General features: G+C 71.9%; 20 protein-coding genes. 16 read left to right on the top strand and 4 right to left on the bottom strand.

Features of this window, described 5'->3' with window-relative positions:
• The first annotated feature begins 102 nt into the window (after window positions 1–102).
• The 3 genes from E1295_RS03230 to E1295_RS03220 are packed head-to-tail and all read left to right on the top strand — an operon-like array spanning window position 103 to window position 2619.
• A complete protein-coding gene (locus E1295_RS03230; RefSeq protein ID WP_132628137.1) occupies window positions 103–801 on the top strand; it encodes a GntR family transcriptional regulator in 699 nt (232 codons plus the stop codon).
• 13 nt (window positions 802–814) lie between these two features.
• Window positions 815–1852 carry a dipeptidase gene (locus tag E1295_RS03225; protein ID WP_166427051.1) on the top strand — a complete coding sequence of 346 codons (1038 nt, stop codon included), beginning with the start codon at window positions 815–817 and terminating at the stop codon, window positions 1850–1852.
• The gene (locus E1295_RS03220) at window positions 1849–2619 is read left to right on the top strand and encodes a creatininase family protein (protein WP_220448516.1); all 771 of its coding nucleotides are present in this window, start codon (window positions 1849–1851) and stop codon (window positions 2617–2619) included. Before E1295_RS03225 ends, E1295_RS03220 begins: the two co-directional genes overlap by 4 nt.
• On the opposite strand, the gene E1295_RS03215 is transcribed toward E1295_RS03220, so the two are convergent.
• On the bottom strand, window positions 2616–3500 hold the full coding sequence (locus E1295_RS03215) for a MurR/RpiR family transcriptional regulator (RefSeq protein WP_132628135.1): 885 nt from the start codon (window positions 3498–3500) through the stop codon (window positions 2616–2618). The genes E1295_RS03220 and E1295_RS03215 overlap by 4 nt on opposite strands.
• Before the next feature lie 82 nt (window positions 3501–3582).
• Here E1295_RS03215 and E1295_RS03210 point away from each other — a divergent pair, with 82 nt between their 5' ends.
• The 9 genes from E1295_RS03210 to E1295_RS03170 all read left to right on the top strand — a co-directional run bounded on the left by E1295_RS03210 (window position 3583) and on the right by E1295_RS03170 (window position 13122).
• Complete coding sequence (locus E1295_RS03210) at window positions 3583–5121, top strand: ABC transporter substrate-binding protein (RefSeq protein WP_132628134.1); 1539 nt, start codon at window positions 3583–3585, stop codon at window positions 5119–5121.
• On the top strand, window positions 5121–6089 hold the full coding sequence (locus E1295_RS03205; protein WP_132628133.1) for an ABC transporter permease: 969 nt from the start codon (window positions 5121–5123) through the stop codon (window positions 6087–6089). The genes E1295_RS03210 and E1295_RS03205 overlap by 1 nt, the downstream gene beginning before the upstream one ends.
• Window positions 6086–6916 (top strand): ABC transporter permease, encoded by an 831-nt coding sequence (locus tag E1295_RS03200; protein WP_132628132.1) that lies wholly within the window; start codon window positions 6086–6088, stop codon window positions 6914–6916. The genes E1295_RS03205 and E1295_RS03200 overlap by 4 nt, the downstream gene beginning before the upstream one ends.
• Window positions 6913–7812, top strand: coding sequence for an N-acetylmuramic acid 6-phosphate etherase (gene murQ / locus E1295_RS03195; protein ID WP_132628131.1), 900 nt, complete (start codon window positions 6913–6915; stop codon window positions 7810–7812). The genes E1295_RS03200 and murQ overlap by 4 nt, the downstream gene beginning before the upstream one ends.
• Complete coding sequence (locus E1295_RS03190) at window positions 7809–8972, top strand: anhydro-N-acetylmuramic acid kinase (RefSeq protein WP_132628130.1); 1164 nt, start codon at window positions 7809–7811, stop codon at window positions 8970–8972. Before murQ ends, E1295_RS03190 begins: the two co-directional genes overlap by 4 nt.
• Window positions 8969–10003: a serine hydrolase domain-containing protein gene (locus E1295_RS03185; RefSeq protein ID WP_132628129.1), complete on the top strand. Its 1035-nt coding sequence runs from the start codon at window positions 8969–8971 to the stop codon at window positions 10001–10003. The genes E1295_RS03190 and E1295_RS03185 overlap by 4 nt, the downstream gene beginning before the upstream one ends.
• Window positions 10000–11628, top strand: coding sequence for an ABC transporter ATP-binding protein (locus E1295_RS03180; protein ID WP_132628128.1), 1629 nt, complete (start codon window positions 10000–10002; stop codon window positions 11626–11628). The genes E1295_RS03185 and E1295_RS03180 overlap by 4 nt, the downstream gene beginning before the upstream one ends.
• Window positions 11629–11642: 14 nt before the next feature.
• A complete protein-coding gene (locus E1295_RS03175; RefSeq protein WP_166427050.1) occupies window positions 11643–12389 on the top strand; it encodes a carbon-nitrogen hydrolase family protein in 747 nt (248 codons plus the stop codon).
• A gap of 214 nt (window positions 12390–12603) precedes the next feature.
• Window positions 12604–13122 carry a peptidoglycan recognition protein family protein gene (locus E1295_RS03170; RefSeq protein WP_132628126.1) on the top strand — a complete coding sequence of 173 codons (519 nt, stop codon included), beginning with the start codon at window positions 12604–12606 and terminating at the stop codon, window positions 13120–13122.
• Window positions 13123–13187: 65 nt separating this feature from the next.
• On the opposite strand, the gene E1295_RS03165 is transcribed toward E1295_RS03170, so the two are convergent.
• The 3 genes from E1295_RS03165 to E1295_RS03155 all read right to left on the bottom strand — a co-directional run bounded on the left by E1295_RS03165 (window position 13188) and on the right by E1295_RS03155 (window position 16432).
• Complete coding sequence (locus tag E1295_RS03165; protein WP_132628125.1) at window positions 13188–13724, bottom strand: NUDIX hydrolase family protein; 537 nt, start codon at window positions 13722–13724, stop codon at window positions 13188–13190.
• Window positions 13725–14021: 297 nt separating this feature from the next.
• Window positions 14022–15434: a rhamnulokinase gene (locus E1295_RS03160; RefSeq protein WP_132628124.1), complete on the bottom strand. Its 1413-nt coding sequence runs from the start codon at window positions 15432–15434 to the stop codon at window positions 14022–14024.
• A complete protein-coding gene (locus E1295_RS03155) occupies window positions 15431–16432 on the bottom strand; it encodes a LacI family DNA-binding transcriptional regulator (RefSeq protein WP_132628123.1) in 1002 nt (333 codons plus the stop codon). The genes E1295_RS03160 and E1295_RS03155 overlap by 4 nt, the downstream gene beginning before the upstream one ends.
• Window positions 16433–16725: 293 nt before the next feature.
• Here E1295_RS03155 and E1295_RS03150 point away from each other — a divergent pair, with 293 nt between their 5' ends.
• The 4 genes from E1295_RS03150 (at window position 16726) to E1295_RS03135 (ending at window position 22341) form a co-directional block, all read left to right on the top strand.
• Window positions 16726–18654: a beta-galactosidase gene (locus tag E1295_RS03150; RefSeq protein WP_132628122.1), complete on the top strand. Its 1929-nt coding sequence runs from the start codon at window positions 16726–16728 to the stop codon at window positions 18652–18654.
• Between the two features lie 128 nt (window positions 18655–18782).
• Window positions 18783–19100: an L-rhamnose mutarotase gene (locus tag E1295_RS03145; protein WP_132628121.1), complete on the top strand. Its 318-nt coding sequence runs from the start codon at window positions 18783–18785 to the stop codon at window positions 19098–19100.
• 10 nt (window positions 19101–19110) lie between these two features.
• The gene (gene rhaI / locus E1295_RS03140) at window positions 19111–20268 is read left to right on the top strand and encodes an L-rhamnose isomerase (protein WP_132628120.1); all 1158 of its coding nucleotides are present in this window, start codon (window positions 19111–19113) and stop codon (window positions 20266–20268) included.
• 6 nt (window positions 20269–20274) lie between these two features.
• A complete protein-coding gene (locus E1295_RS03135; RefSeq protein WP_246079804.1) occupies window positions 20275–22341 on the top strand; it encodes a bifunctional aldolase/short-chain dehydrogenase in 2067 nt (688 codons plus the stop codon).
• The last annotated feature ends 385 nt before the right edge of the window (window positions 22342–22726 follow it).

The following is a 22726-nucleotide window of genomic DNA, read 5'->3' as shown; positions in this document are numbered from 1 at the left end:
CACGTACTCCTTAACCCCCAGTTGCCTGTAAGGCTTAATGGGTAATACCTTACATACGACATGTCAATGGAAATCGAGGGCCGACTGCAGAAGGAGCGCCCTATGACGAGGCCGGAGCCCCGGTTCGAGTCGCTGCCCCGCCGCAACCTGCGCGACGAGGCCGCGGCGCAGCTGAGGGGCCAGATCATCGCCGGCTCCCTCACCCCCGGCGTGATCTACTCGATGTCCGCCATCGCGGCGCAGCTGGGCGTCTCCGCGACGCCCGTCCGGGAGGCCGTGCTCGAACTGGCCAAGGAAGAGCTCGTCGAGATGGTCCAGAACCGCGGGTTCCGGGTCCGCGTGGCCACCGGCAAGGAGCTCGACGACATCGTCGAGATCCGGCTGACCCTGGAGGTGCCCGCGATGGGCCGGCTGGCCGACCTGCGGCCGGTGCCCGAGCTGGGGAAGCTGCGGCCGCTGGCCGAGGAGCTCGTCGAGCACGCGGCGAACGGCGACATGGTGGCGTTCGTCGTGCGTGACAGCGAGTTCCACCTGTCGCTGACCGCGCTGCTGGGCAACCCGCGCTACGTCGAGCTCGTCCGGCTGCTGCGCAACCAGACCCGGCTGTCGGCGCTGCCGAAGCTGCGGGGCGCCGCCTCGCTCGTGGAGTCCGCGCGCGAGCACGTACGCCTGCTCGACCTGCTCGCCGCGGGCGACAGGCCGGGCGCGGAAGAACTGATGACCACGCACGTCAACCACGCCCGCGGCCTCTGGGCGGGGCGGCCGGAGGACGACGGGCGGACCACGCCCGGCGTCCGGTAAGGAGGAGATGCCCGTGTCGACGCAGAAGCCCGGGCCGGCCACGACCCTCACCCGACCCGCACGCGACCTCCACGACTCGGCGATCATCGTGGACGGCACCTGTCCGGGCTTCCACTGGAGGGAGCGGCTGCAGACCTGGATCGACGGCGGCGCCACCTGCTGCGTGGTCAGCTTCGTGGCGTTCGAGGACTGCCGCAGGGCGGTCTCCCTCCTCGCCGAGGCCTTCCGCTACCTGCGCGAACGCCCTGACCAGCTGGTGCTCGCGACCTCGGCCGAGCAGATCCGCCAGGCGAAGAGGGACGGGCGGCTCGCGGTGGTCCTGCACTTCCAGGGCACCCACGCGCTGGAGTACGAAGCCGACCTCGTCGAGCTGTTCTGGCGGCTCGGCGTACGGGTCGTGCAGCTCGCCTACAACCAGCGCAGCCCCGTCGGCGACGGCTGCGAGGAGCCGTCGGACGCGGGTCTCAGCTCGCTCGGCCGTACGGTCGTCGCCGAGCTCAACCGGCTGGGCATCGTCATCGACGTCTCGCACACCGGCGCCCGCACCAGCCACGAGGCCGTCGCGCTGTCCACGGCGCCGGTCGTCGCCTCCCACTCCAACCCCGCCGGGCTGCATCCCAGCTCGCGCAACATCTCGGACGCCCTGATCAGGGACCTCGCCGCGACCGGCGGGCTGGTCGGGATCAACGGCTTCCCCGGCTTCCTGTCCGCGCAGTCGCCGCCGACGCTCGACCGCTTCGTCGACGCCATCACCTACGTCGCCGACCTGGTGGGGGTCGCCCACGTCGGCATCGGGCTCGACTACACGATCCGCAACCCGCCGATGGAGCTCTACGAGCAGTACGTACGCGACGGCATCTGGTCGGCGGCCACCTACCCGCCACCTCCGTGGCACTTCCCGGACGGGCTGGACGACGCCTCGGGCCTGCCCACCCTGACGCAGCGGCTGCTGGAGCGCGGCTACACCGAGGACGAGAGCCGGGCCGTCCTCGGCGGCAACTGGCTGCGCGTCTTCGACCAGGTCTGGCACGGCACAGGGAGCACGACATGACCGGTCCACGTACTCCGGCCCCGCGCCTGGCCGAGATGACCTGGCGGCAGGTCGAGGAACGGATGGCCGCGGGCGCGCGGACCGTGCTGTTCGCGGCGGGCTCCACCGAGCAGCACGGCCCTCATCTGCCGCTGGTGACCGACACCATGCTCGGGGACGCCCTCGCGGCCCGGGTGGCGGATCTGCTGCCCGGAGTGATCCTCGCCCCGACCGTCCCGCTCGGGGTGTCCACCCACCACATGGCCTTCCCCGGCACCGTCACCCTCGACGAGGACACGTTCAAGGCCGTGATCCTGCGCTGCTGCGAGAGCCTGGCCGCCCACGGGTTCGAGACCGTGCTGGTCCTGCCCAGCCACGGCGGCAACTTCGCGCCGCTGGCCGCGCTGCGGGCGGAGACGGAGGGCCGGGTGGGCGGCGCGCGGTTCGTCCCCTACACCGACCTGCAGAAGTTCGTGGGGGCGCTGGCGGAGGCCGCGCAGGAGCGCGGGTTCCCGCCCGAGGTCAGCGGCTCGCACGCGGGGGAGGCCGAGACGTCGATCGTGCTCGCGCTCCGGCCCGACCTGGTCGACATGGACCGGGCCGAGGCCGGCTTCGGCGGCCGTTTCGACGAGCCGACCGCGCGCAGGTTGTTCGAGCACGGCACCAGGGCGCTGTCGGAGACCGGCGTGCTGGGCGACCCCCGGCCGGCGACCGCACAGGCGGGCGAGGAGTATCTCGACCGCCTGACCGGCCTGCTGACCCGCTTCTTCGAGCCGTACGTGTCCTAGCCGCGTTTGTGGGCGGCCCGGTCGTGCACCACCGCGTACGTGTTGCGCAGCGCCTCCATCGAGGTGTCGTAGGAGGCCTGCGCGACGCCCGTGAACAGGCAGTCGACCACCATGAGCTGGGCGATGCGGCTGCCCAGCGCGCCCGAGCGGAACCTGGTCTCCCGCGCGGCCGTCGTCAGCGTCACGTCGGCGGTGCCGGCCAGCGGCGACTCGCGGAAGTTCGTGATGGCCAGGGTGGAGGCGCCCGACGCGCGGGCGATCGCGAGGAACTCGACCGTGTCGGTGGTGGCGCCGGTGTGCGAGACGGCGACCGCCACGCAGGAGCCGTCGAGCGTCGCCGCCGAGGTCCAGGCCGAGTGGGCGTCGTGCCAGTTGATCGCCGTACGCCCGATGCGCGACAACTTCTGCTGCAGGTCGAGCCCCACGAGGGCGCTCGCGCCGACGCCGAAGGTGTCGATCCTGCGGGCTCCGAGCAGCAGCGCGACCGCGTCGCCGAGCGCCTCCATGTCCAGCGCGCGGGCCGTGTCGGCGATGGACAGCGTCTCGTTCATCGCCACCTTGGAGACGATGCCCTCCAGGCTGTCGTGCCGGTCGATGTCGCCGGACACCTCGGGCAGGCTGGACGTGGTCAGCTCCTCCCTGGCCACCGCCCTGGTCAGGTCGAACCTGAAATCCTTGTAGTGCGCGTACCCCATGCGCTGGTAGAAGCGCACCACCGAGGTCGTGGAGGTCTCGCAGCGGGCGGCCAGTTCGGCGATGGACAGGTTGGCGGCGGCGGCCGGGTCGCCGGTGAACTCCTCCGCGATGCGCCGCTCAGACGGCCGCAGCGTGGGCATGGCCGCACGGATGCGGATCAGTACGGTCTCGGCGTCCTCGCCCATCGTCGTCCCCCCGCAAAGGAAAATTAATACCCTGATGGTAGGGTCTGCGTAATTTTATGACCTACTCCTCCGAGGAGACCACATGCCCCGTGGCGCGCTCTCCGCGGTCGGCATCGCCGCGGCGCTGTCCATCGCCCTCACCAGCTGTTCGTCCTCCTCCGCCCCCACGGCGGGCGGCGACACGCCCGCCAAGGGCCTCGTGGTCGGCGTGACCTCCGACCCGGACACGCTCTTCCCCTGGAAGGCCACCCAGTTCCAGGCCGTCAACGTGCTGCAGAACCTGTACGGCACCCTCACGGAGTTCGACAAGGACCTCAACGTGGTGCCTGGCCTGGCCGAGTCCTGGAAGGCCTCGGAGAACGGCGAGAAGCTCACGCTCGAACTGCGCCAGGGCGTGACCTTCGCCGACGGCAGCACGTTCGACTCCGAGGATGTCAAGGCGTCCCTGGAGAAGATCATGGACGAGAAGACGGCGGCCGTGGCCAGGGCGTCGTTGTCGTCCGTGAAGTCCGTCGAGGCACCCGACGCCCACACGGTGGTGCTGGAGCTGAGCGGCCCCGACGCGGCGCTGCCCGCCAACCTCGCCACCGTCAACATGGCCATGCTCTCCTCCGAGGACACCGAGCAGGAGCTCACCACCACCCCCAACGGCACCGGACCGTTCACGCTGGGCAAGCGGGTGGCCAGCCAGTCGATCACGCTGGCCAGGAACGAGAAGTACTGGGGGCCCGAGAAGCCGAAGGTCCCGACGGTCGAGTTCCGGGTGATCCCCGACGAGTCGTCCATCGTGGCCGCGATGCAGTCGGGCAACGTGCAGCTCGCCGTCTTCGACGACCCGCTCGTCGCCCAGACCGCCGAGGGCGGCGGCACCATCGCGGTCGCCAAGACACCGCAGCTCAACTACCACGTCCTGCAGCTCAACGCCCGCCACGGCGACCTCAAGGACGTCAACGTGCGGCTGGCGATCCAGTGCGCGATCGACCGCAAGCAGGTGCTCGACACGGCCGCGCTCGGCGAGGGCGAGGTGACCGGCCCGATCACCGCGCCGGCCTACAGGTCGGACCCGGCCAAGCGCCCCTGCCCCACGCGCGACCTGGCCAAGGCGGCCGGTTACCTGGCCAAGGCGGGCAAGGCCGGCGGCGTGACCGTCAAGACCATCGTCTCCCAGGGCGAGTACGCCACCTCCGTCAACGAGGCCCAGAACCTCAAGGCGCAGCTCGCCGAGGCCAAGATCAACCTGGAGCTGGAGGTGCTGGAGTCGGGCGCGTTCGTGGACCGCTGGGTAGCGGCCGACTTCGACGCCGCCGTCGCGCTCAACGGCGGCCGCCCCGACCCCGACGGCTCCTACGGCCGCTACTTCACCAGCGACGGCAACCTCAACAAGGTCGCCGGCTACAGCTCGCCCGAACTGGACAAGCTGTTCGCCGAGGGCAAGGCCACCACCGACCAGGCCGCCCGCAAGCCGATCTACGACCGGATCGCCGCCCACCTGGAGGACAACGCCGCCTGGGTCTGGTTGTTCGCCGGCTACACCTACACCGCGACCACATCGAACGTGCAGGGCTTCGTCCCGATGGCCAGCGGCTCGCTGCAGTACCTGCGCACCACGTCCGTCAGCTGATGCGCAGGATCGCAGGCAACCGGGTCGTCCGGCGCGTGGCGAGCACCCTGGGCACCCTGTTCGGGGTGGCCGTGTTCGTGTTCGTCATGCTCCGGGCGATTCCCGGCAACCAGATCACGGCGGGGCTCGGCACCGAGGCCGCGGCCCTCACGCCGGCGCAGAAGCAGGCGCTCGAACAGTACTACGGCCTGGACCAGCCGCTGGTCACGCAGTTCTTCGCCTGGCTCGGCAACATGGTCACCGGGAACTTCGGCTACTCGGCCCGCTCCCAGCAGAGCGTGCTCGACCTGACCCTGCACGCGCTGCCGGTGACGTTCGAGCTGGCGGTGTTCTCGATCGTGCTGGCCCTGCTCATCGGGGTGCCGCTCGGCATGGTCTCGGCGTCGAAGGCCAACGCCCCCAGGGACGCCGCCGGCCAGCTCGTCAGCCTGGCCGGGCTGTCGATCCCGGCCTTCCTGCTGGGCACCACGCTGCTGTCGGTGTTCGCGGCGTCGTTCGGGTTCAACCCCAACGGGCAGGGCTTCGCCACGCTCGCCGACGACCCGCTGCTCAACCTGCAGCAGATGTTCCTGCCCTCGCTCGTCCTCGGCTTCGGCATCGCGGCGCCCATCCTGCGCACCACCCGCACGGCGGTGCTGGAGGTGCGCTCGCACGACTTCGTGCGCACCGCCCGCGCCAAGGGCGTGCCGGAACGGCGGCTGCAGGTCAGGCACGTGCTCGGCAACGCGCTGGTGCCCATCGTCACCATGACGGGCCTGCAGTTCGGCTACCTGCTCGGCGGCGCGGTGGTGGTCGAGCAGATCTTCTCCGTGCCGGGCATCGGCAGGCAAGTGCTGCTGGGCATCCAGCAGAAGGAGTACGCGGTCGTGCAGAGCACCGTGCTCGTGATCGCGCTGGCCTTCGTCGTCGTCAACCTGCTGACCGACGGCCTCTACCGGATCATCGACCCCCGGGTGAGGGCGTCATGACCGCGCTGCTGCGGCGCAGCCCCGCCGGGCTCGCGGGCGTCGTCATCCTCGTGCTGCTGGCCGCCGTGGCGGTGCTGTCGTACGCCGGGCTGCTGCCGTACGACCCGATCGCCCAGCATCCGCCCTCGCGTTTCCGCGCGCCGTCGGGCGAGCATCTGTTCGGCACCGACCAGTTCGGCAGGGACGTCTTCTCCCGCGTGGCGGCCGGCGTGGGCAACTCCGCGTTCGTCGCGGTCGTGGCGGTGGCGTTCGCGACCGTGGTGGGCACGCTGGGCGGGCTCGTGTCCGGCTTCTACCGGGGCGTCGCCGACGGCGCGATCGGCGGCGTCACCAACGTGTTGTTCGCGTTCCCGCCGCTGCTGCTGGCGCTGTCGCTCGCCTCGGTGCTGGACCGCAACCGTTTCACCATCGCCGTGGCCATCGCCATCGTGTACGTGCCCATCTTCATCCGCGTCACCCGCGGCCCCGTCTTGTCGCTGAGGGAGGTCGAGTACGTCAAGGCGGCCGTCTCGACCGGCCTGAGCCGCTGGCAGATCATGCTGCGCCACGTGCTGCCCAACATCACCTCGATCATCGTCGTGCAGGTGGCGCTCTCCCTGTCGTGGGCCGTGCTCACCGAGGCGTCGCTGAGCTTCCTCGGCCTGGGCACGCCGCCGCCGGCGCCGTCGCTCGGGTCCATGATCTACGAAGCGCGCAGCCTCGTGTTCATCGCCCCCTGGACCCTGATCGCGCCGGGCGCGGTCGTCGTCCTGCTCGTGGTGGGACTGAACCTGCTCGGCGACGGCCTGCGCGACACTCTCGACCCGCGAAACCGAGGCAAGCGGTGAACCTCTCAGACCTGACGACGGAAACGGCCGACCCCCGGTTCGCCGGCATCGACACGATGAGCGTGGGCGAGCTGGCCGCGACCATGAACGCGGCAGACGCCGCCGTCCCCGCGGCGGTCGCCGAGGCGCTGCCGCGGATCACGGAGGCGATCGAGGCCACCTCCAAACGGGTGCGGGCGGGCGGCCGGCTCATCTACGTCGGCGCGGGGACCCCCGGGCGGCTCGGTGTGCTGGACGCCTCCGAGTGCCCGCCCACGTTCGGCACGCCGCCCGAGCAGGTCTTCGCGATCATCGCCGGCGGTGAGAGCGCGATCGTGTCGCCCTGCGAAGGGGCCGAGGACGACGAGGAGGCCGGGGCGGCGGCCGTGGACGCGGCCGGCGTCGGGCCGCTCGACACCGTGGTGGGCATCGCGTCCAGCGGGCGTACCCCGTACGTGCTGGCCGCCGTGCGGCGGGCGCGCGAACTCGGCGCGCTGACCGTGGGACTGTCGTGCAACGCGGGCACGCCGCTGAGCGAGGCCGCCGACCACGCTGTCGAGGTGCTCGTCGGGCCCGAGGTGGTCAGCGGCTCGACCAGGCTCAAGGCGGGCACGGCGCAGAAGCTCGTGCTCAACATGTTCTCGACGATCGTCATGGTGCGGCTCGGCAAGACGTACGGCAACCTGATGGTCGACGTGAAGGCGACCAACGGCAAGCTCCGTGAGCGGGCCGTGCGCATCGTGTGCGCGATCACCGGCGCCGGGCGCGAGGAGGCGCTGGCCGTGCTGGACGCCAACGGCTTCAACGTGAAACAGGCGGTCGTCGCCGCCCGCTTCGGCCTGGCACCGCGCGACGCGGCGGCCCGGCTGGCCGGAGCCGGCGGCAGGCTGCGCGAGGCGCTGGAGGAGCGGGCATGAAGGTTCTCGGGATGATCTCCGGCACGTCGCACGACGGGATCGACGTGGCCGTGGTCGACTTCGCCCTGGCGGACGGCGTGCTCCGCGGCCGGGTCGGGCACACGGCGAGCACGCCGTACCCGGAGGAACTGCGCGCCCGGCTGATCGCGGCGCTGCCGCCCGCCCCCACCACCCTGGCCGAGGTGTGCGAGCTCGACACCCTCATCGGGCAGTGCTTCGCCGAGGCCGCCGCGGCGGCGATCGCCGAGGGCGGGCCCGCCGACCTGATCGTGTCGCACGGGCAGACCGTCTTCCACTGGGTCGAGGGGGCGCACGCGCGCGGCACGCTGCAGATCGGCCAGCCGGCCTGGATCGCCGAGCGTACGGGGACACCCGTGCTGTCCGACGTGCGCGTCAGGGACATCACCGCCGGCGGGCACGGCGCCCCGCTCGTGTCGGTGCTGGACGGGCTGCTGCTCGGCGCGTACGAGGGCGGCGCGGGTGCGCTCAACCTCGGCGGCATCGCCAACATGACCGTGGTACGCGGGAACGAGCTGTACGCCTACGACATCGGCCCCGCCAACGCGCTCATCGACGCCGTGGTGACGGGCCGGGCGCTGAACGCCCGCGGCTTCGACGAGGACGGCCGGATCGCGGCTTCCGGCCGGGTGTCGCCGCGGCTGTTGGAGGCGCTGCTCGACGAGCCCTACTACCACCTGGCCCCGCCCAAGAGCACCGGCAAGGAGCTGTTCCACCCCGGCTACGTCGACGAGGCGCTGGCCAGAGCGGGCGGCGAGGTGGGTGACGCCGACCTGGTGGCCACGCTCACCGAGCTGACCGTGCGCACGGTCGCCGACGACGTGCGGGCCGCCGGGGTGGGCACGCTGGTCGTCTCCGGCGGTGGCTGCCGCAACCCCGTCATCATGGACGGGCTGCGTTCGGCGCTGCCCGCCGTGGACGTACGCCTCTCCGACGACCTCGGCGCGCCCGCCGACGACAAGGAGGCCATCGCGTTCGCCCTCATCGGCTGGCTGAGCGCGCACGGCCTGCCCGGCACCGTGCCCGGAGGGACGGGCGCGCGGGCCGCCCGCGTGCTCGGCACGCTGACCCCCGGCGCCGGCCCGCTCGTGCTGCCCGCGCCTCTCGCCGCCCCGCCCACGTCACTGGTGCTGGCGCGATGAAGGCGCCACCCGGCAGGGTCATGGCCGCGCGCACGCCCTGGTTCGACCTCACCGAGTGCACCGGCCACCGCACTGTGCGCTGGATCGACGGCGAGCGCGAGGGCGTCGCGGCGATGACCCTGGACACCTACCACGACCTCGCCTCCGTGACCAAGGTCGTGGCGACGACGACGGCGCTCATCCGCCTGGTGTCCGACCGGCTCGTGGACCTCGACGCGCCGCTCAGCGCGTACCTGCCGCGGTCGTACGAGGCGATCACCGTACGCGACCTGCTGCTGCACCGGGGCGGCCTGTGGGAGTGGTGGCCGCTCTACATCCAGCCGCAGCTACCGCCCCCGCGCTACCGGCCCGGCCGCGCGCGGCACTACTCCGACCTCGGCTTCGTCCTGCTCGGCCGGATCATCTCCGCCGTCACGGGGCTGCGCCTGGAACGGGCCGTGGCCGAGCTGGTCACCAGGCCGCTCGGGCTCACCAAGACCACGTACGCCCGCCCGGCCGGCGTCGAGGCCGCCATGAGCGCCCTGGACGACCGGGTCGAGATGCGCATGCTGGACACGGGGGAGCCGTACCCCGTGCCGTACCGCAGCGGCGACTTCGCCCGCTGGCGCCGCGAGCCCGTGCTCGGGCAGGTCGCCGACGGCAACGCCTACCACGCCTTCGACGGGGTCTCCGGGCACGCCGGGCTCTTCTCGACCGTGCCCGACCTGCTGAGGTACGCCACTGCCATGTCCCGCTACGAGGAGCACGACCGGCTGTGGCGGCCCGAGGTCGCGCGGGAGTTCTTCGCCGCAGGGCCCGACCCCGCCCAGGCCCTCGGCTTCCGCAGGTACGACCTGCCGCTCGCCGGCGAGACGGTCACCGTGCTCGGCCATCCCGGCTACGTGGGCTGCGCCGTCGGCTTCGTACCGGGCCGCGACGTCGCCCTCGTGCTGGCGAGCAACCGCCTGCTGGTCGAGGGCACGCCGGTGCCGACCGAGGCGCTCTGGGCCGACCTGCTGCAGGCCACCACCGAACGATCGAGGACCGTATGAGCCCGCTCCTGGAGATCCGCGACCTCTCGGTCGCCTTCCGTACCCGGCGGCAGGACGTCACCGTCGTCAAGAACGTCTCGATGGACATCCTGCCCGGCCAGACCGTGGCGGTCGTCGGCGAGTCGGGCTCGGGCAAGTCCACGACGGCGGCCGCGGTCAACCGGCTGCTGCCCGGCAACGGCCGTATCACCGGCGGCCAGGTGGTCTTCGAGGGTCGCGACCTGGCCACGGCGAGCGAGCGCGAGATGACGGCGATCCGCGGCGCGGGCATCGGCCTGGTCCCGCAGGACCCGATGTCGAACCTCAACCCGCTCATGCGCATCGGCGACCAGATCGCCGAGGCCCTGGAGGTGCACGGCGTCGCCACGGGGAAGGCGGCCCGCGCCCGCGTGGTCGAGCTGCTGGACATGGCCGGCATCCCCGACCCGGAGCGGCGGATCGGGCAGTATCCGCACGAGTTCTCCGGCGGCATGCGGCAACGCGCCCTGATCGCCATGGGACTGGCCTGCCGGCCCAGGCTGCTCATCGCCGACGAGCCGACCTCCGCGCTCGACGTCACCGTACAGCGGCGCATCCTCGACCAGCTCGCGCGGCTGACCGACGACATGGGTACGGCGGTCTTCCTCATCACCCACGACCTGGCGCTGGCCGCCGAGCGGGCCGACGTGGTGGCCGTCATGTACCAGGGCGAGATCGTCGAGACCGGGCCCGCCGCTGCCATCCTCGCCGAGCCCGGCCACGAGTACACCAGGCGCCTGCTGAAGGCCGTGCCGAGCCTGTCGTCGGTGCGCCTGCTCGAACCGCCGCGCGCCTCAGACAACCCGGCCGGCGACCCGGCCGGCGACCTGGTCGGCGACCTGGTCGTCGTCGAGGACCTGAGCAAGGTCTACCCGCTCAGGGGCACCGGCGAGGAGATCACCGCGGTCGACGCGGTCTCCTTCACCATCCCGCGCGGCAGTACCGTCTCCATCGTGGGCGAGTCGGGCTCGGGCAAGTCGACCACCGCCAACCTGCTGCTCGGCCTCGACGACCTCACCTCGGGCCGCATCCGCTTCGACGGCACGGACGTGACCGCGCTGGGCAGGCGGGAGCTGTTCGCCTTCCGCAGGCGCGTCCAGCCGGTCTTCCAGAACCCGTACGCCTCGCTCGACCCCCGCTACACCGTCGGCAAGTCGATCGCCGAACCGCTGCGCGTGCACCGCGTCGGCACGGCCGCCGAACGCGTGAGAACGGCGGCCGAGCTGCTGGAGAAGGTGTCGCTGCCGGCGTCGACGGCCGAGCGGCTGCCCCACGAGCTGTCCGGGGGCCAGCGCCAGCGGGTGGCCATCGCCAGGGCCCTCGCCCTCTCGCCGGAGCTGGTCGTGCTCGACGAGGCCGTCTCCGCGCTCGACGTGCTGGTCCAGGCGCAGATCCTGGAACTGCTCGCCGACCTGCAGCGGGAGCTGGGGCTGAGCTACCTGTTCATCAGCCACGACCTGGCCGTCGTACGGATGATCTCGCACTCCGTGCACGTCATGCGCACGGGGCGGATCGTGGAGAGCGGCACCGCCGAGGAGATCTTCGACCATCCGTCGGACGACTACACCCGCGAACTGCTGGCCGCGATCCCGGGCACCCTCGCCTGAGCCACAGTGGAGAAGTGAAGATCCTCCTGGTTCAACCTCCCCGCTGGTCCCCTGACGGCCACGCCAACTTCGACGCGATCGAGGAACTCGCCGGCTCCCGGAGCGGCGACGTGATGGTGCTGCCCGAACTGGCCGGATCGAGCCTGCCCCGTGACGACTACCTCGACCGCGTCCGCTCGCTGGCCCTGCGGTCCGGCACGGCCGTGGTCGGCGGCTCCCACTACGACACCGCCGCCGACGGGAGCGCCGTCAACAGGGGAGCCGTGGCCGGCCCTGACGGCACGCTCCTCGCCGAGTACGACAAGGTGCACCCCTACGGGATCGAACGCCGCTCGGGAGTGCTGCCCGGCCGGCCCGGCACCGGCTTCGACCTGCACGGCCGGCGCCTGCGCGTGCTGCTCTGCGCCGACCTGTGGTATTCGGCGAGCCTGGCCGGTCACGACGGGCTCGACGCGGTCCTGGTGCCCGCCTTCTCCCTCACCCGCTGGGACGGGCCCGCCCCGGCGCGCGAGCTGTGGCGCCACATGAGCGTGGCGCGGGCGTACGAGTTCGTCACGTACGTGGCCGTCAGCGACTGGGACCACGAGGCCACCTACCTCGGGCAACCCTGCGCCGGGGTCACCGGCCTGGCCAACCCCTGCCCGCCGGCGCACACGGGCTTCTTCTCCGCCCCTCCCACCGCGCCCGTGTCGGTCCACACCCTCGACTTCGACCGCCTCGACGCCTTCCGCCACGACCGCACGGCCCGCGGCTTCCGCTAGGGAGGCGCCACGCCGGGAAGAAGCACGAAAATCCGGCGGCGACCGGGAGCCCATGGCCCGAGTCCGGCGATCGGTGTGTTTCTCTCGCGTTACCTGGGAAACGGCAGGCAACCGTCACCCTCGCGGGAGGCCACCACAGTCACCTTATGTGATGTGCTCATTACACATGGTTGGCGGGGTGATGGCTAGAGTATGCCGTTCAGGAGAGGAACCCATGAATTTGATCACCCGTGCCGAGTGGCACGCCAAGAAGCCGACGAGCGAGTACACCCGCCTGGAGTCCACCAAGGGGGTGAAGATCCACTACACCGGCGGCAAGGTGCCGGCCGACCTGGTCGAGTCCGCCAACCATGACAAGTGCGGAGACCTGGTGAGAGACATCCAGAAGATGCACATGTCGGGCGGCCGTGGCGAGACCTACATCGACGTCGGCTACAGCATGGTGTGCTGCCCCCACCGCTACACGTTCATGGGCCGCGGTCCCCACGCGCTGCCCGCCGCCAACGGCGCGGGCCTCAACTCCGGCCACTACGCGGTGCTCGCGCTGGTCGGCAGCTCGGGGCTGACCGAGCCCAACGACGACCTGCTGCACGCCCTCGTCGACGCCATCGAATACCTGCGCGAGCACGGCGACGCCGGCAACGAGGTCAAGGGGCACCGTGACGGCTTCGCCACCTCGTGCCCCGGCGACCCGCTCTACGACTGGGTACGCCGGGGCGCCGAACGGCCCTGACCCCGGCTCGGAGCACTCCGCTCAGGGCAGGCGACCTCCGCCCGCTGAAGGCCGGTGACCTGCGCTCAAGGCAGGCAGCCGACGTGGGCGAGCGCCTGCCGCAGCAGCACGCCCTGCCCGCCGGGCATCTCCTGCTGCACCATCGGCGACGCCGCCTCCTCCGGGGTGAACCACACCAGGTCGAGGGCGTCCTGCCGGGGCCGGCAGTCGCCCGCCACGGGCACGATGTAGGCCAGCGACACCGCGTGCTGGCGCGGGTCGTGGTAGGGCGTGATGCCGGGCGTGGGGAAATACTCGGCGACCGTGAACGGTTGGGGCGAGGCCGGGATCCTCGGCAACGCCACGGGGCCGAGGTCCTTCTCCAAGTGGCGCATGAGCGCGTCACGGATGCGCTCATGGAGCAGCACCCGCCCCGAAACCAGTGCCCTGCTGACGGTCCCGTCCGCGGCGATGCGCAGCAACAGGCCGACGTGAGTCACCACGCCGGTGTCGTCGACGCGCACCGGCACGGCGTCGACGTAGAGGACGGGCAGCTGGCCGCGCACCGACTCCAGTTCTTCGGGAGCGAGCCATCCAGGCGTGGTTTCGGTCTTTTCGGTCATCTGCTGATCGTACGTCGCTCCCCGGCCGCAGGCAGCCGGACCCCGGCCAAGACGTGCGGCCGGCACCCGTCTCAGGCGCGGCGGCGTACCGGCCTGGCCGGATATGACCTGCCCACCAGCCAGGACGCCGTGCACACCATCAGGACGACGCCCATGAACGGCAGGTATTCGACGACCTTCCGCTTCATCCGCAGCTCACGCTCCGCTCTCCTGGCCGCGGCCCGTACGGTCCACGAGACCCCCGATGTTCCCCGGACCCACTCGTGCCCTGACGGCCCGGAGCGGAAACCGGAAGGGTCAGAAGACGCGGGCGGCGGCCTCGTCCCAGAGCCGGGCGTCGCCGGACGGCTCGTAGCGGCGCAGCGGCTGGGAGGAGGCGACCAGCGAGCGCATCTCCTCCAGGCCGGAGACCAGCCCGGCCGCGCGCGCCTGCACCAGGACGTTGCCGAGCGTGGTCGCCTCGGCCGGGCCCGCCACCACCGGCAGCCCGCAGGCGTCGGCCGTGAGCCGGCACAACAACTCGTTGTACGACCCGCCGCCCACCAGGTGCACGACCTCGACGTCGCGCCCCGACAGCTCCATCGCCTGGCGTACGGCCCGCCGGTGCCCGAGCGCCAGGCTCTCCAGCACGCAGCGCGTGTAGGCGGCGGGCGAGGCGGGAGGCCGCTGGCCCGTGCGGCGGCACTCGGCCGCGATCCTGGCCGGCATGTCGCCCGGCGGCAGGAACACCGGCTTGTCGGGGTTGACCACGGCGGCGAACGGCCGCTCGGCCGCCGCGGCCTTGAGCAGCTCGCCCAGGTCGGAGCCGGGCCAGGCGCGCATGCACTCCTGCAGCAGCCACAGGCCCATGACGTTGCGCAGGTAGCGGACGGTTCCGTCGATGCCGGCCTCGTTGGTGAAGTTCGCGGCCCGGCTCTGCGGCGTCAGCACAGGGCCGGGCAGCTCCACGCCGGCCAGCGACCACGTGCCGCACGAGATGTAGGCGAAGGCCGGCCCCGACGCGGGCACGGCGGCCACCGCCGAGGCCGTGTCGTGCGAGCCCGCCGCCCTCACGGGGGCCGACCAGCCGATCTCCCCGGCCACGTCGCGCCGTAGCCCGCCGATCGGCTCGCCGGGCTGCCGTAGCGGCGGGAAGAGGCGGGCGGGCAGCCCGAGCCGCTCGATCAGGGGCCACGCCCACGACCTGGTGCGTACGTCGAGCAGCCCCGTCGTGGAGGCGTTGGTGACCTCCGCGCCCACCTCGCCGGTGAGCCAGTAGCCGATGAGGTCGGGGATCAGCAGCATCGTCGCGGCGCCGTCGAGCCGGTCGGTCAGCAACTGGTAGAGGGTGTTGAACGGCAGCACCTGCAGGCCCGACACGTCGTACAGCGTCTCGGCGCCCACCAGGGCGGCCACCCGCTCGGGCACGCCCCGCGTGCGGTCGTCGCGGTAGTGCACGGGGTTGCCGATCAGCCGGCCCGACTCGTCGAGCAGCCCGTAGTCGACGGCCCACGAGTCCACGCCGACGGAGGAGACGGGCCCGGCGGCGCGCAGTCCCGCCAGGATCTCCCGGTAGATGCCGAGGATGTCCCAGTGCAGCCGGTCCGCCACGCGCACCGGGCCGTTGGCGAACCGGTGCGCCTCGGTCAGGCTCGGCCCGCCGGACAGGTCGGCCAGCATCACCCGGCCGCTGGAGGCGCCCAGATCGACGGCGGCGAAACGGTGGCTCACTGCGTGGACTCCCTGGCGACGAGCTCGGGCTGGAACATGATGTGCTGGTGCGCGTGGGTCTCGGGGTTGTCGCACTCGTCGAGCAGCAGCTCGGTGGCGATGCGGCCGAGCTGGTAGGTCGGCTGGCGCATCGAGCTGAGCGAGACGGTCGAGGCGGCGGCGAAGTCGATGTCGTCGTAGCCGATGAGCGCGACGTCCTCGGGCACCCGCACCCCGGCCCGCAGCAGGGCTCGCAGCACGCCGAGGGCCAGCAGGTCGTTGGCGCAGAAGACGGACTCGGGCAGGCCGCCCGCGATCAGGTCGGCGGCCGCCTTCTCGCCCGCGCGGGCGGTCATCGTCATCGCCTCGATCACCCGCAGGCCGGCGGGGTCGAGCCCGGCGGCGCGCATCGCGGCCCTCGCGCCCTCCTGACGTTCCACGCACTGGCGGATGGTCAGCGGGCCGGTCACGTAGGCGATGCCGGTGGCGCCCCGGCCCAGCAGGTGGGCGACCGCGGCCCGGCCGCCGCCGACGTCGTCCACGGCGACCGCGCACTGGTCGGGCCGGTGCGCGGGATGGTCGACGAGCACCACGCTGATGCCGTGTTCACGCAGCCGTTCGAGCCGCGCGGGGTCCTCGCCCGACGGGGTGATCAGCACGCCGCGTACGCGGTGCTCGGCCAGCACCCGCAGGTTGCGGTCCTCCTTGTCCTGCGAGCCGGCCGAGTTGCCGAGGATCACGGCGTAGCCCAGCTGGCTGGCGACGTCCTCGACCCCGGCGGCGACCTCGGTGAAGAAGGGGTTGCCGATGTCGATGACGCTCAGGCCGATCGTCCTGCTGTGCCCGGCGCGCAGCGTCGAGGCGGAGCCGTGGCGGACGAAGCCGAGCTCGCTGATGGCCGCCTCCACCCGCTCCCTGGTGGCGGGCGCGACTTTTCCTGGCCGGTTCAGTACGTTGGAGACCGTGCCGGGGGAGACGCCGGCGTGCGCGGCGACGTCCTTGATGCTGACCATGGCCATGGGCCCTCATTAAAACGTACTAACGATTCTCGCGCCAGTCGCGGTGCCGGTCGCCACGGCGATCTGCGTTGACACTGCCGCGCAGGGAACCCTAACCTCCCGCGCAGGAAGTAAAACGTTCTATTCGAGGGTGGGTCTGCGACCGGGCAGGACGCCGCCGACACGCGGGCGGCGTCCTGCGGGTCCTGCCCGGTGACCGGGGCTTGTGCCGTACGCCGCGGAACGTTTTAATCCCTCCGTGAACCGGGCGTCACCGGTTGTGAGCGTTAACAGCAACTCGAAAGGCAGGCTTCATGCCGGATGTCATCGCTTACGGCGGGGACTGGAATCCCGAGCAGTGGCCCGAGGAGACGTGGGAGCAGGACGTCGCGCTGATGCGCGAGGCCGGCGTCAACCGGGTCAGCGTGGGCGTCTTCTCCTGGTCGCTGCTGGAGCCCGCCGAAGGCGTGTTCGACTTCGGCTGGTTCGACCAGGTCATGGACCTGCTGGCCGCCAACGGGATCGCGGCCAACCTGGCCACGCCGACGGCCGCCCCGCCGCCCTGGTTCGGCGACGCCTACCCCGAGGCGCTGCCGGTCGACTCCGCCGGCCGGCGGCTGCACCACGGCAGCAGGCAGGGCTTCTGCCCCAGCTCGCCGATCTACCGGGAGAAGGCACTGCGCATCACGGAGCAGGTGGCCGCCCGCTACCGCGACCATCCGGCCCTGGCCCTGTGGCACGTGCACAACGAGTACGGCTGCCACAACGCCCGCTGCTACTGCGACACCTCGGCCGCCGCGTTCCGTGCCTGGCTGCGCTCCCACTACGCCTCACTGGAGGCGCTCAACGACGCCTGGGGCACCGCGTTCTGGTCCCAGCACTACAGCGAGTGGGCGCAGATCCTGCCGCCGCGTGACACCCCGAGCTTCCCCAACCCCGGCCAGCAGCTCGACTTCCGCAGGTTCAGCTCCGACGCGCTCATCGAGCTCTACCTCGCCGAACGCGACCTGCTGCGGGAGCTGAGCCCGGGCGTGCCCGCGACCACCAACCTCATGGCGGGCGCCCACTGGGACATGGACTGCTGGGCCTTCGCCGCCGAGCTCGACGTCGTCTCCACCGACCACTACCTGATCGAGGCCCGCGCCGAACCCCACATCGACCTGGCCTTCGCCGCCGACTACGCGCGCTCGCTCAACGGCGGCCGCCCCTGGCTGCTGATGGAGCACTCGACCAGCGCGGTCAACTGGCAGCCGCGCAACCGCGCCAAGGCCCCCGGCGAGCTGCGCCGCAACTCGCTGGCCCACCTGGCCAGGGGCGCCGACGGGATCATGTTCTTCCAGTGGCGGGCCTCGCGCGCCGGCGCCGAGAAGTGGCACTCGGCGATGCTCCCGCACGCCGGCGTCGACACCAAGATCTGGCGCGAGGTGACCGCGCTCGGGGCCGAGCTGGCCGGGCTCGCCGAGGTGGCGGGCAGCAGGGTCAAGGCCGACGCCGCCATCCTGATCGACCACTCAAGCGTGTGGGCGCAGGACCATCCCGCCCAGCCCTCGTCCGAGCTCGACCCGGTGGAGGAGGCCAAGCGCTGGCACGCCGCGTTGTGGCGGGCCGGGCTCACCTGCGACCTGGCGCACCCCGAGGGCGACCTGACGGGCTACCGCCTGGTCCTGGTGCCCGCGCTCTACCTGGTGAGCGACTCGGGGGCGGCCAACCTGGAGCGGTTCGTACGGGCGGGCGGCGTGACGCTCGTCGGGCCGTACAGCGGGATCGTCGACGAGCACGACCGGGTGCGCCTCGGCGGCTACCCGGGGGCGTGGCGCGACCTGCTGGGCGTCACCGTCGAGGAGTTCTTCCCGCTGGACGGCCCGGTCTCGCTGGCCTCCGGCTGGTCGGCCGGCGTGTGGAGCGAGCTGGCGCACGCCACCAGCGCGAAGGTCCTCGACACGTACGCCACCGGGGAGCCCGCCTGGACCCGTAACGGGTGGGGCGAGGGCGCCGCCCACTACCTGACCACGAGGCTGCACGACGACGCGCTGGCCGAGGTGATCGCCGCGGTCTGCGCCGAGGCGGAGGTCGTGCCGCCCGCGACGTGCCCGCCGGGGGTCGAGGTCGTGCGGCGCTCCCACCCTGAGGGGCGCTCCCACCTGTTCGCGATCAACCACACGGCCGAGGACGCCGTCGTGACCACGGCGTCGGGCGAATCCGTCACCGTGGCGGCCGGCGACGTCCGCGTGATCACCGGCTGAATCCCGCCGTGCGGTCCCGGCGTCCTCACCTGCGCCGGGACCGGGGGAGGGCCGGGTGCGCATTGACAGGGGAGGGCTGGAATCATAGTTTCCTGGCGATACATTAAAACGTTTTGAGGGGAGTGCCGGTGCAACGCGTCTGCTTCCTGCTGAAAGTCCGTCCCGAGCGGCTGGCGGAATATCGCGAGCGCCACCGCGAGGTCTGGCCGGAGATGCGAGAGGCGCTGTCGCGCACCGGCTGGCACAACTACTCGCTCTTCCTCAGGGACGACGGCCTGCTCGTGGGCTATCTGGAGACCGAGGACTTCGAGGCCGCCCAGAAGGCCATGGCCGAGACCGAGGTCAACGCCCGCTGGCAGGCGGAGATGGCGCCGTTCTTCGAAAACCTCGACGGCCGGCCCGACGAGGGCATGAAACCGCTGACCGAAGTCTTCCACCTGGACTGATCGGGGAGTAATGACTGACATCAAGGCCGTGCTGCGGGCGCAGCACATCGAGACACCCTCCTGGGCGTACGGCAACAGCGGCACCCGGTTCAAGGTGTTCGCCCAGAAGGGGGTGCCGCGCGACCCGTACGAGAAGCTCGCCGACGCCGCCCAGGTGCACGCCCACACCGGCATCGCCCCCACGGTCGCCCTGCACATCCCGTGGGACAAGGTGGACGACTACGCCGACCTCGCCCGGCACGCCCGCGAGCTGGGTGTCGGCATCGGAGCCATCAACTCCAACGTCTTCCAGGACGACGACTACATGCTCGGCAGCGTCACCCACCCGTCCGCGCGGGTGCGCCGCAAGGCCACCGGCCACCTGCTCGAGTGCGTCGACATCATGGACGCCACCGGCTCCGACACCCTCAAGCTGTGGTTCTCCGACGGCATCAACTACCCGGGCCAGGACGACCTCAGGGCCCGCCAGGACCGCCTGGCCGAGGCGCTGGCCGAGGTCTACGAGCGGCTCGGCGACGGCCGGCGGTTCCTGCTGGAGTACAAACTGTTCGAGCCGGCCTTCTACGCCACCGACGTGCCCGACTGGGGCACCGCGTACGCCCACTGCGTCAAGCTGGGCCCCAAGGCACAGGTCGTGGTCGACACCGGCCACCACGCGCCGGGCGTCAACATCGAGTTCATCGTGGCGTTCCTGCTGCGCGAGGGGAAGCTCGGCGGTTTCGACTTCAACTCCCGCTTCTACGCCGACGATGACCTCATGGTGGGCGCCGCCGACCCGTTCCAGCTGTTCCGCATCATGTACGAGGTCGTCCGCGGCGGCGGGCTCGACCCCGAGGCCGGCGTGGCTTTCATGCTCGACCAGTGCCACAACATCGAGCCCAAGATCCCGGGCCAGATCCGCTCGGTCATGAACGTCCAGGAGGCCACCGCCAAGGCGCTGCTGGTGGACCGCGACGCGCTGTCGGCCTCGCAGGCCGAGGGTGACGTGCTGGGCGCCAACGCCGTTCTCATGGACGCCTACAACACCGACGTGCGCCCGCTGCTGGCCGAGCTGCGCGAGGAGATGGGCCTCGCGCGCGACCCGATGGCCGCGTACGCCGGGTCGGGATACTTCGAGAAGATCGCCGCCGAGCGCGTCGGCGGTCAGCAGGCCGGCTGGGGGGCCTGAACCACCATGTCCACCAACATGTCCACCAACATGTCCAACGTCATCAACGAGCTGCTGCAACGATCGCACCGCCTGGGCGCCGACCCGCGCAACACCAACTTCGCGGGCGGCAACACCTCGGCCAAGGGCGCCGCGCCCGACCCGGTCACGGGCGAGGACGTCGAGCTGCTCTGGGTCAAGGGCTCCGGCGGGGACCTGGGCACGCTCAAGGAGTCCGGCCTCGCCGTGCTCCGCCTCGACCGGCTGCGCGCGCTCAAGGACGTCTTCCCTGGCGTGGAGCGCGAGGACGAGATGGTGGCGGCCTTCGACTACTGCCTGCACGGCAGGGGCGGGGCGGCGCCGTCGATCGACACCGCCATGCACGGCCTCGTCGAGGCCGCCCACGTCGACCACCTCCACCCCGACGCGGGCATCGCGCTGGCCACCGCCGCCGACGGCGAGGAGCTGACCCGGCGCGTGTTCGGCGACCGGGTGGTGTGGGTGCCGTGGCGGCGGCCCGGCTTCCGGCTGGGCCTGGACATCGCCGCCATCAAGGAGGCGAACCCCCAGGCCATCGGGTGCATCCTCGGCGGCCACGGCATCACCGCGTGGGGCTCGACGTCCGAGGAGTGCGAGGCCCGCTCGCTGGAGATCATCAGGACCGCGGAGGCGTACCTCGCCGAGCACGGCCGCGAGGACCCGTTCGGCCCGGTGGTCCACCCGGCGCTGCCCGAGCCGGAGCGGCACGCCCGCGCCGCCGCGCTGTTCCCGGTGATCCGCGGCCTGGCCTCCACCGACATGCGCGTGGTCGGCCACTACACCGACACGCCCGAGGTGCTCGACTTCGTCGCCCGGGCCGAGCATCCGAGGCTGGCGGCGCTGGGCACGTCCTGCCCCGACCACTTCCTGCGCACCAAGGTCGCGCCGCTGGTGCTCGACCTGCCCGCGGACGCGCCGCTGGAGCAGGCCGCCGAGCGGCTGCGCGAGCTGCACGCCGCCTACCGCGACGACTACACCGCCTACTACCGGCGCCACGCCACCCCGGCCGCGCCGCCCATGCGCGGCGCGGACCCGGCGATCGTGCTGGTGCCGGGCGTCGGCATGTTCTCGTTCGGCAGGGACAAGCAGACCGCCCGCGTGGCCGGCGAGTTCTACGTCAACGCCATCAACGTCATGCGCGGCGCCGAGTCCGTCTCCACCTATGCCCCCATCCCCGAGTCGGAGAAGTTCCGTATCGAGTACTGGGAGCTCGAGGAGGCCAAGCTCCGCCGCATGCCCAGGCCGAAGCCGCTGGCCACCCGTGTCGCGCTGGTCACCGGCGGCGGCTCCGGCATCGGCGCGGCCACCGCGCGCAGACTCGCCGCCGAGGGCGCGTGCGTGATCGTCGCCGACCGCGAGGCGGCCGCCGCCGAGAAGGTGGCCGCCGAGCTCGGCGCGGGAGCCCACCGCGAGCCCGACGTCGCCGTGGCGGTCGCGGTCGACGTCACGTCGGAGGAGCAGGTCGCCGCGGCGGTGCGCGCCGGAGTGCTCGCCTTCGGCGGCGTGGACCTGGTGGTCAACAACGCCGGTCTGTCGTTGTCGCGCTCGTTGCTGGAGACCTCGCTGGCCGACTGGGACCTGCAGCACGACGTCATGGCGCGCGGCTCGTTCCTGGTCTCGCGCGAGACCGCCAAGGTCATGATCGGTCAGGCCATGGGCGGCGACATCGTCTACATCTCCTCCAAGAACGCCGTCTTCGCCGGCCCGAACAACGTCGCCTACGGCGCGGCCAAGGCCGACCAGGCGCACCAGGTGCGGCTGCTGGCGGCCGAGCTGGGCGGGCACGGCATCCGCGTCAACGGCATCAACCCCGACGGCGTGGTACGCGGTTCCGGCATCTTCGCCTCCGGCTGGGGCGCGAACCGCGCGGCCGTCTACGGGGTGGAGGAGGAGAAGCTGGGCGAGTTCTACGCCCAGCGCACCCTGCTCAAGCGGGAGGTGCTGCCCGAGCACGTGGCCGCCGCGGTCTTCGTGCTCACCGCCGGCGACCTCACCCACACGACGGGGCTGCACGTCCCGGTCGACGCGGGTGTGGCCGCCGCCTTCCTGCGCTGACACGGATCCGGGCGGGCCGTCGCGCCGGCCCGCCCGGTACGTCCTCTCCTGCGAATCTGCGACACCCAGGATTAACCTCGCCGCCGCCGGGTCATAGGTGAAGGCATGCAAGGAGCCGCCCGGCACCCCTCATGCCGGCAGCCGCGTGCCGGGTTCGCCCTGCCCGGGCCGGCCCGTGCCGTCGCCGCTCCCGAGGAGGCAGGACGGCACGCTCCCGCCCTGATCGCTCACCGTCCCCGCCTGCGCGGACGCGGCTTCCACGCGCCCTCACCCGGCCCCGTCACGGCCATCGCGAGGCGGTAGCGCTGAACGCGCCACCGGAGGCCCCGCCGGGCCCGCGATGCGGTCGCGGGGCTCTCGGCGGCTTGCATATTCATCCTCGCCA

It is taken from the genome of Nonomuraea mesophila, from assembly GCF_004352805.1.
GTDB classification, from domain to species: Bacteria; Actinomycetota; Actinomycetes; order Streptosporangiales; family Streptosporangiaceae; genus Nonomuraea; species Nonomuraea longispora.
Note: the sequence above shows the minus strand (reverse complement) of the source record. Positions and strands in the feature narration are given on the sequence as shown.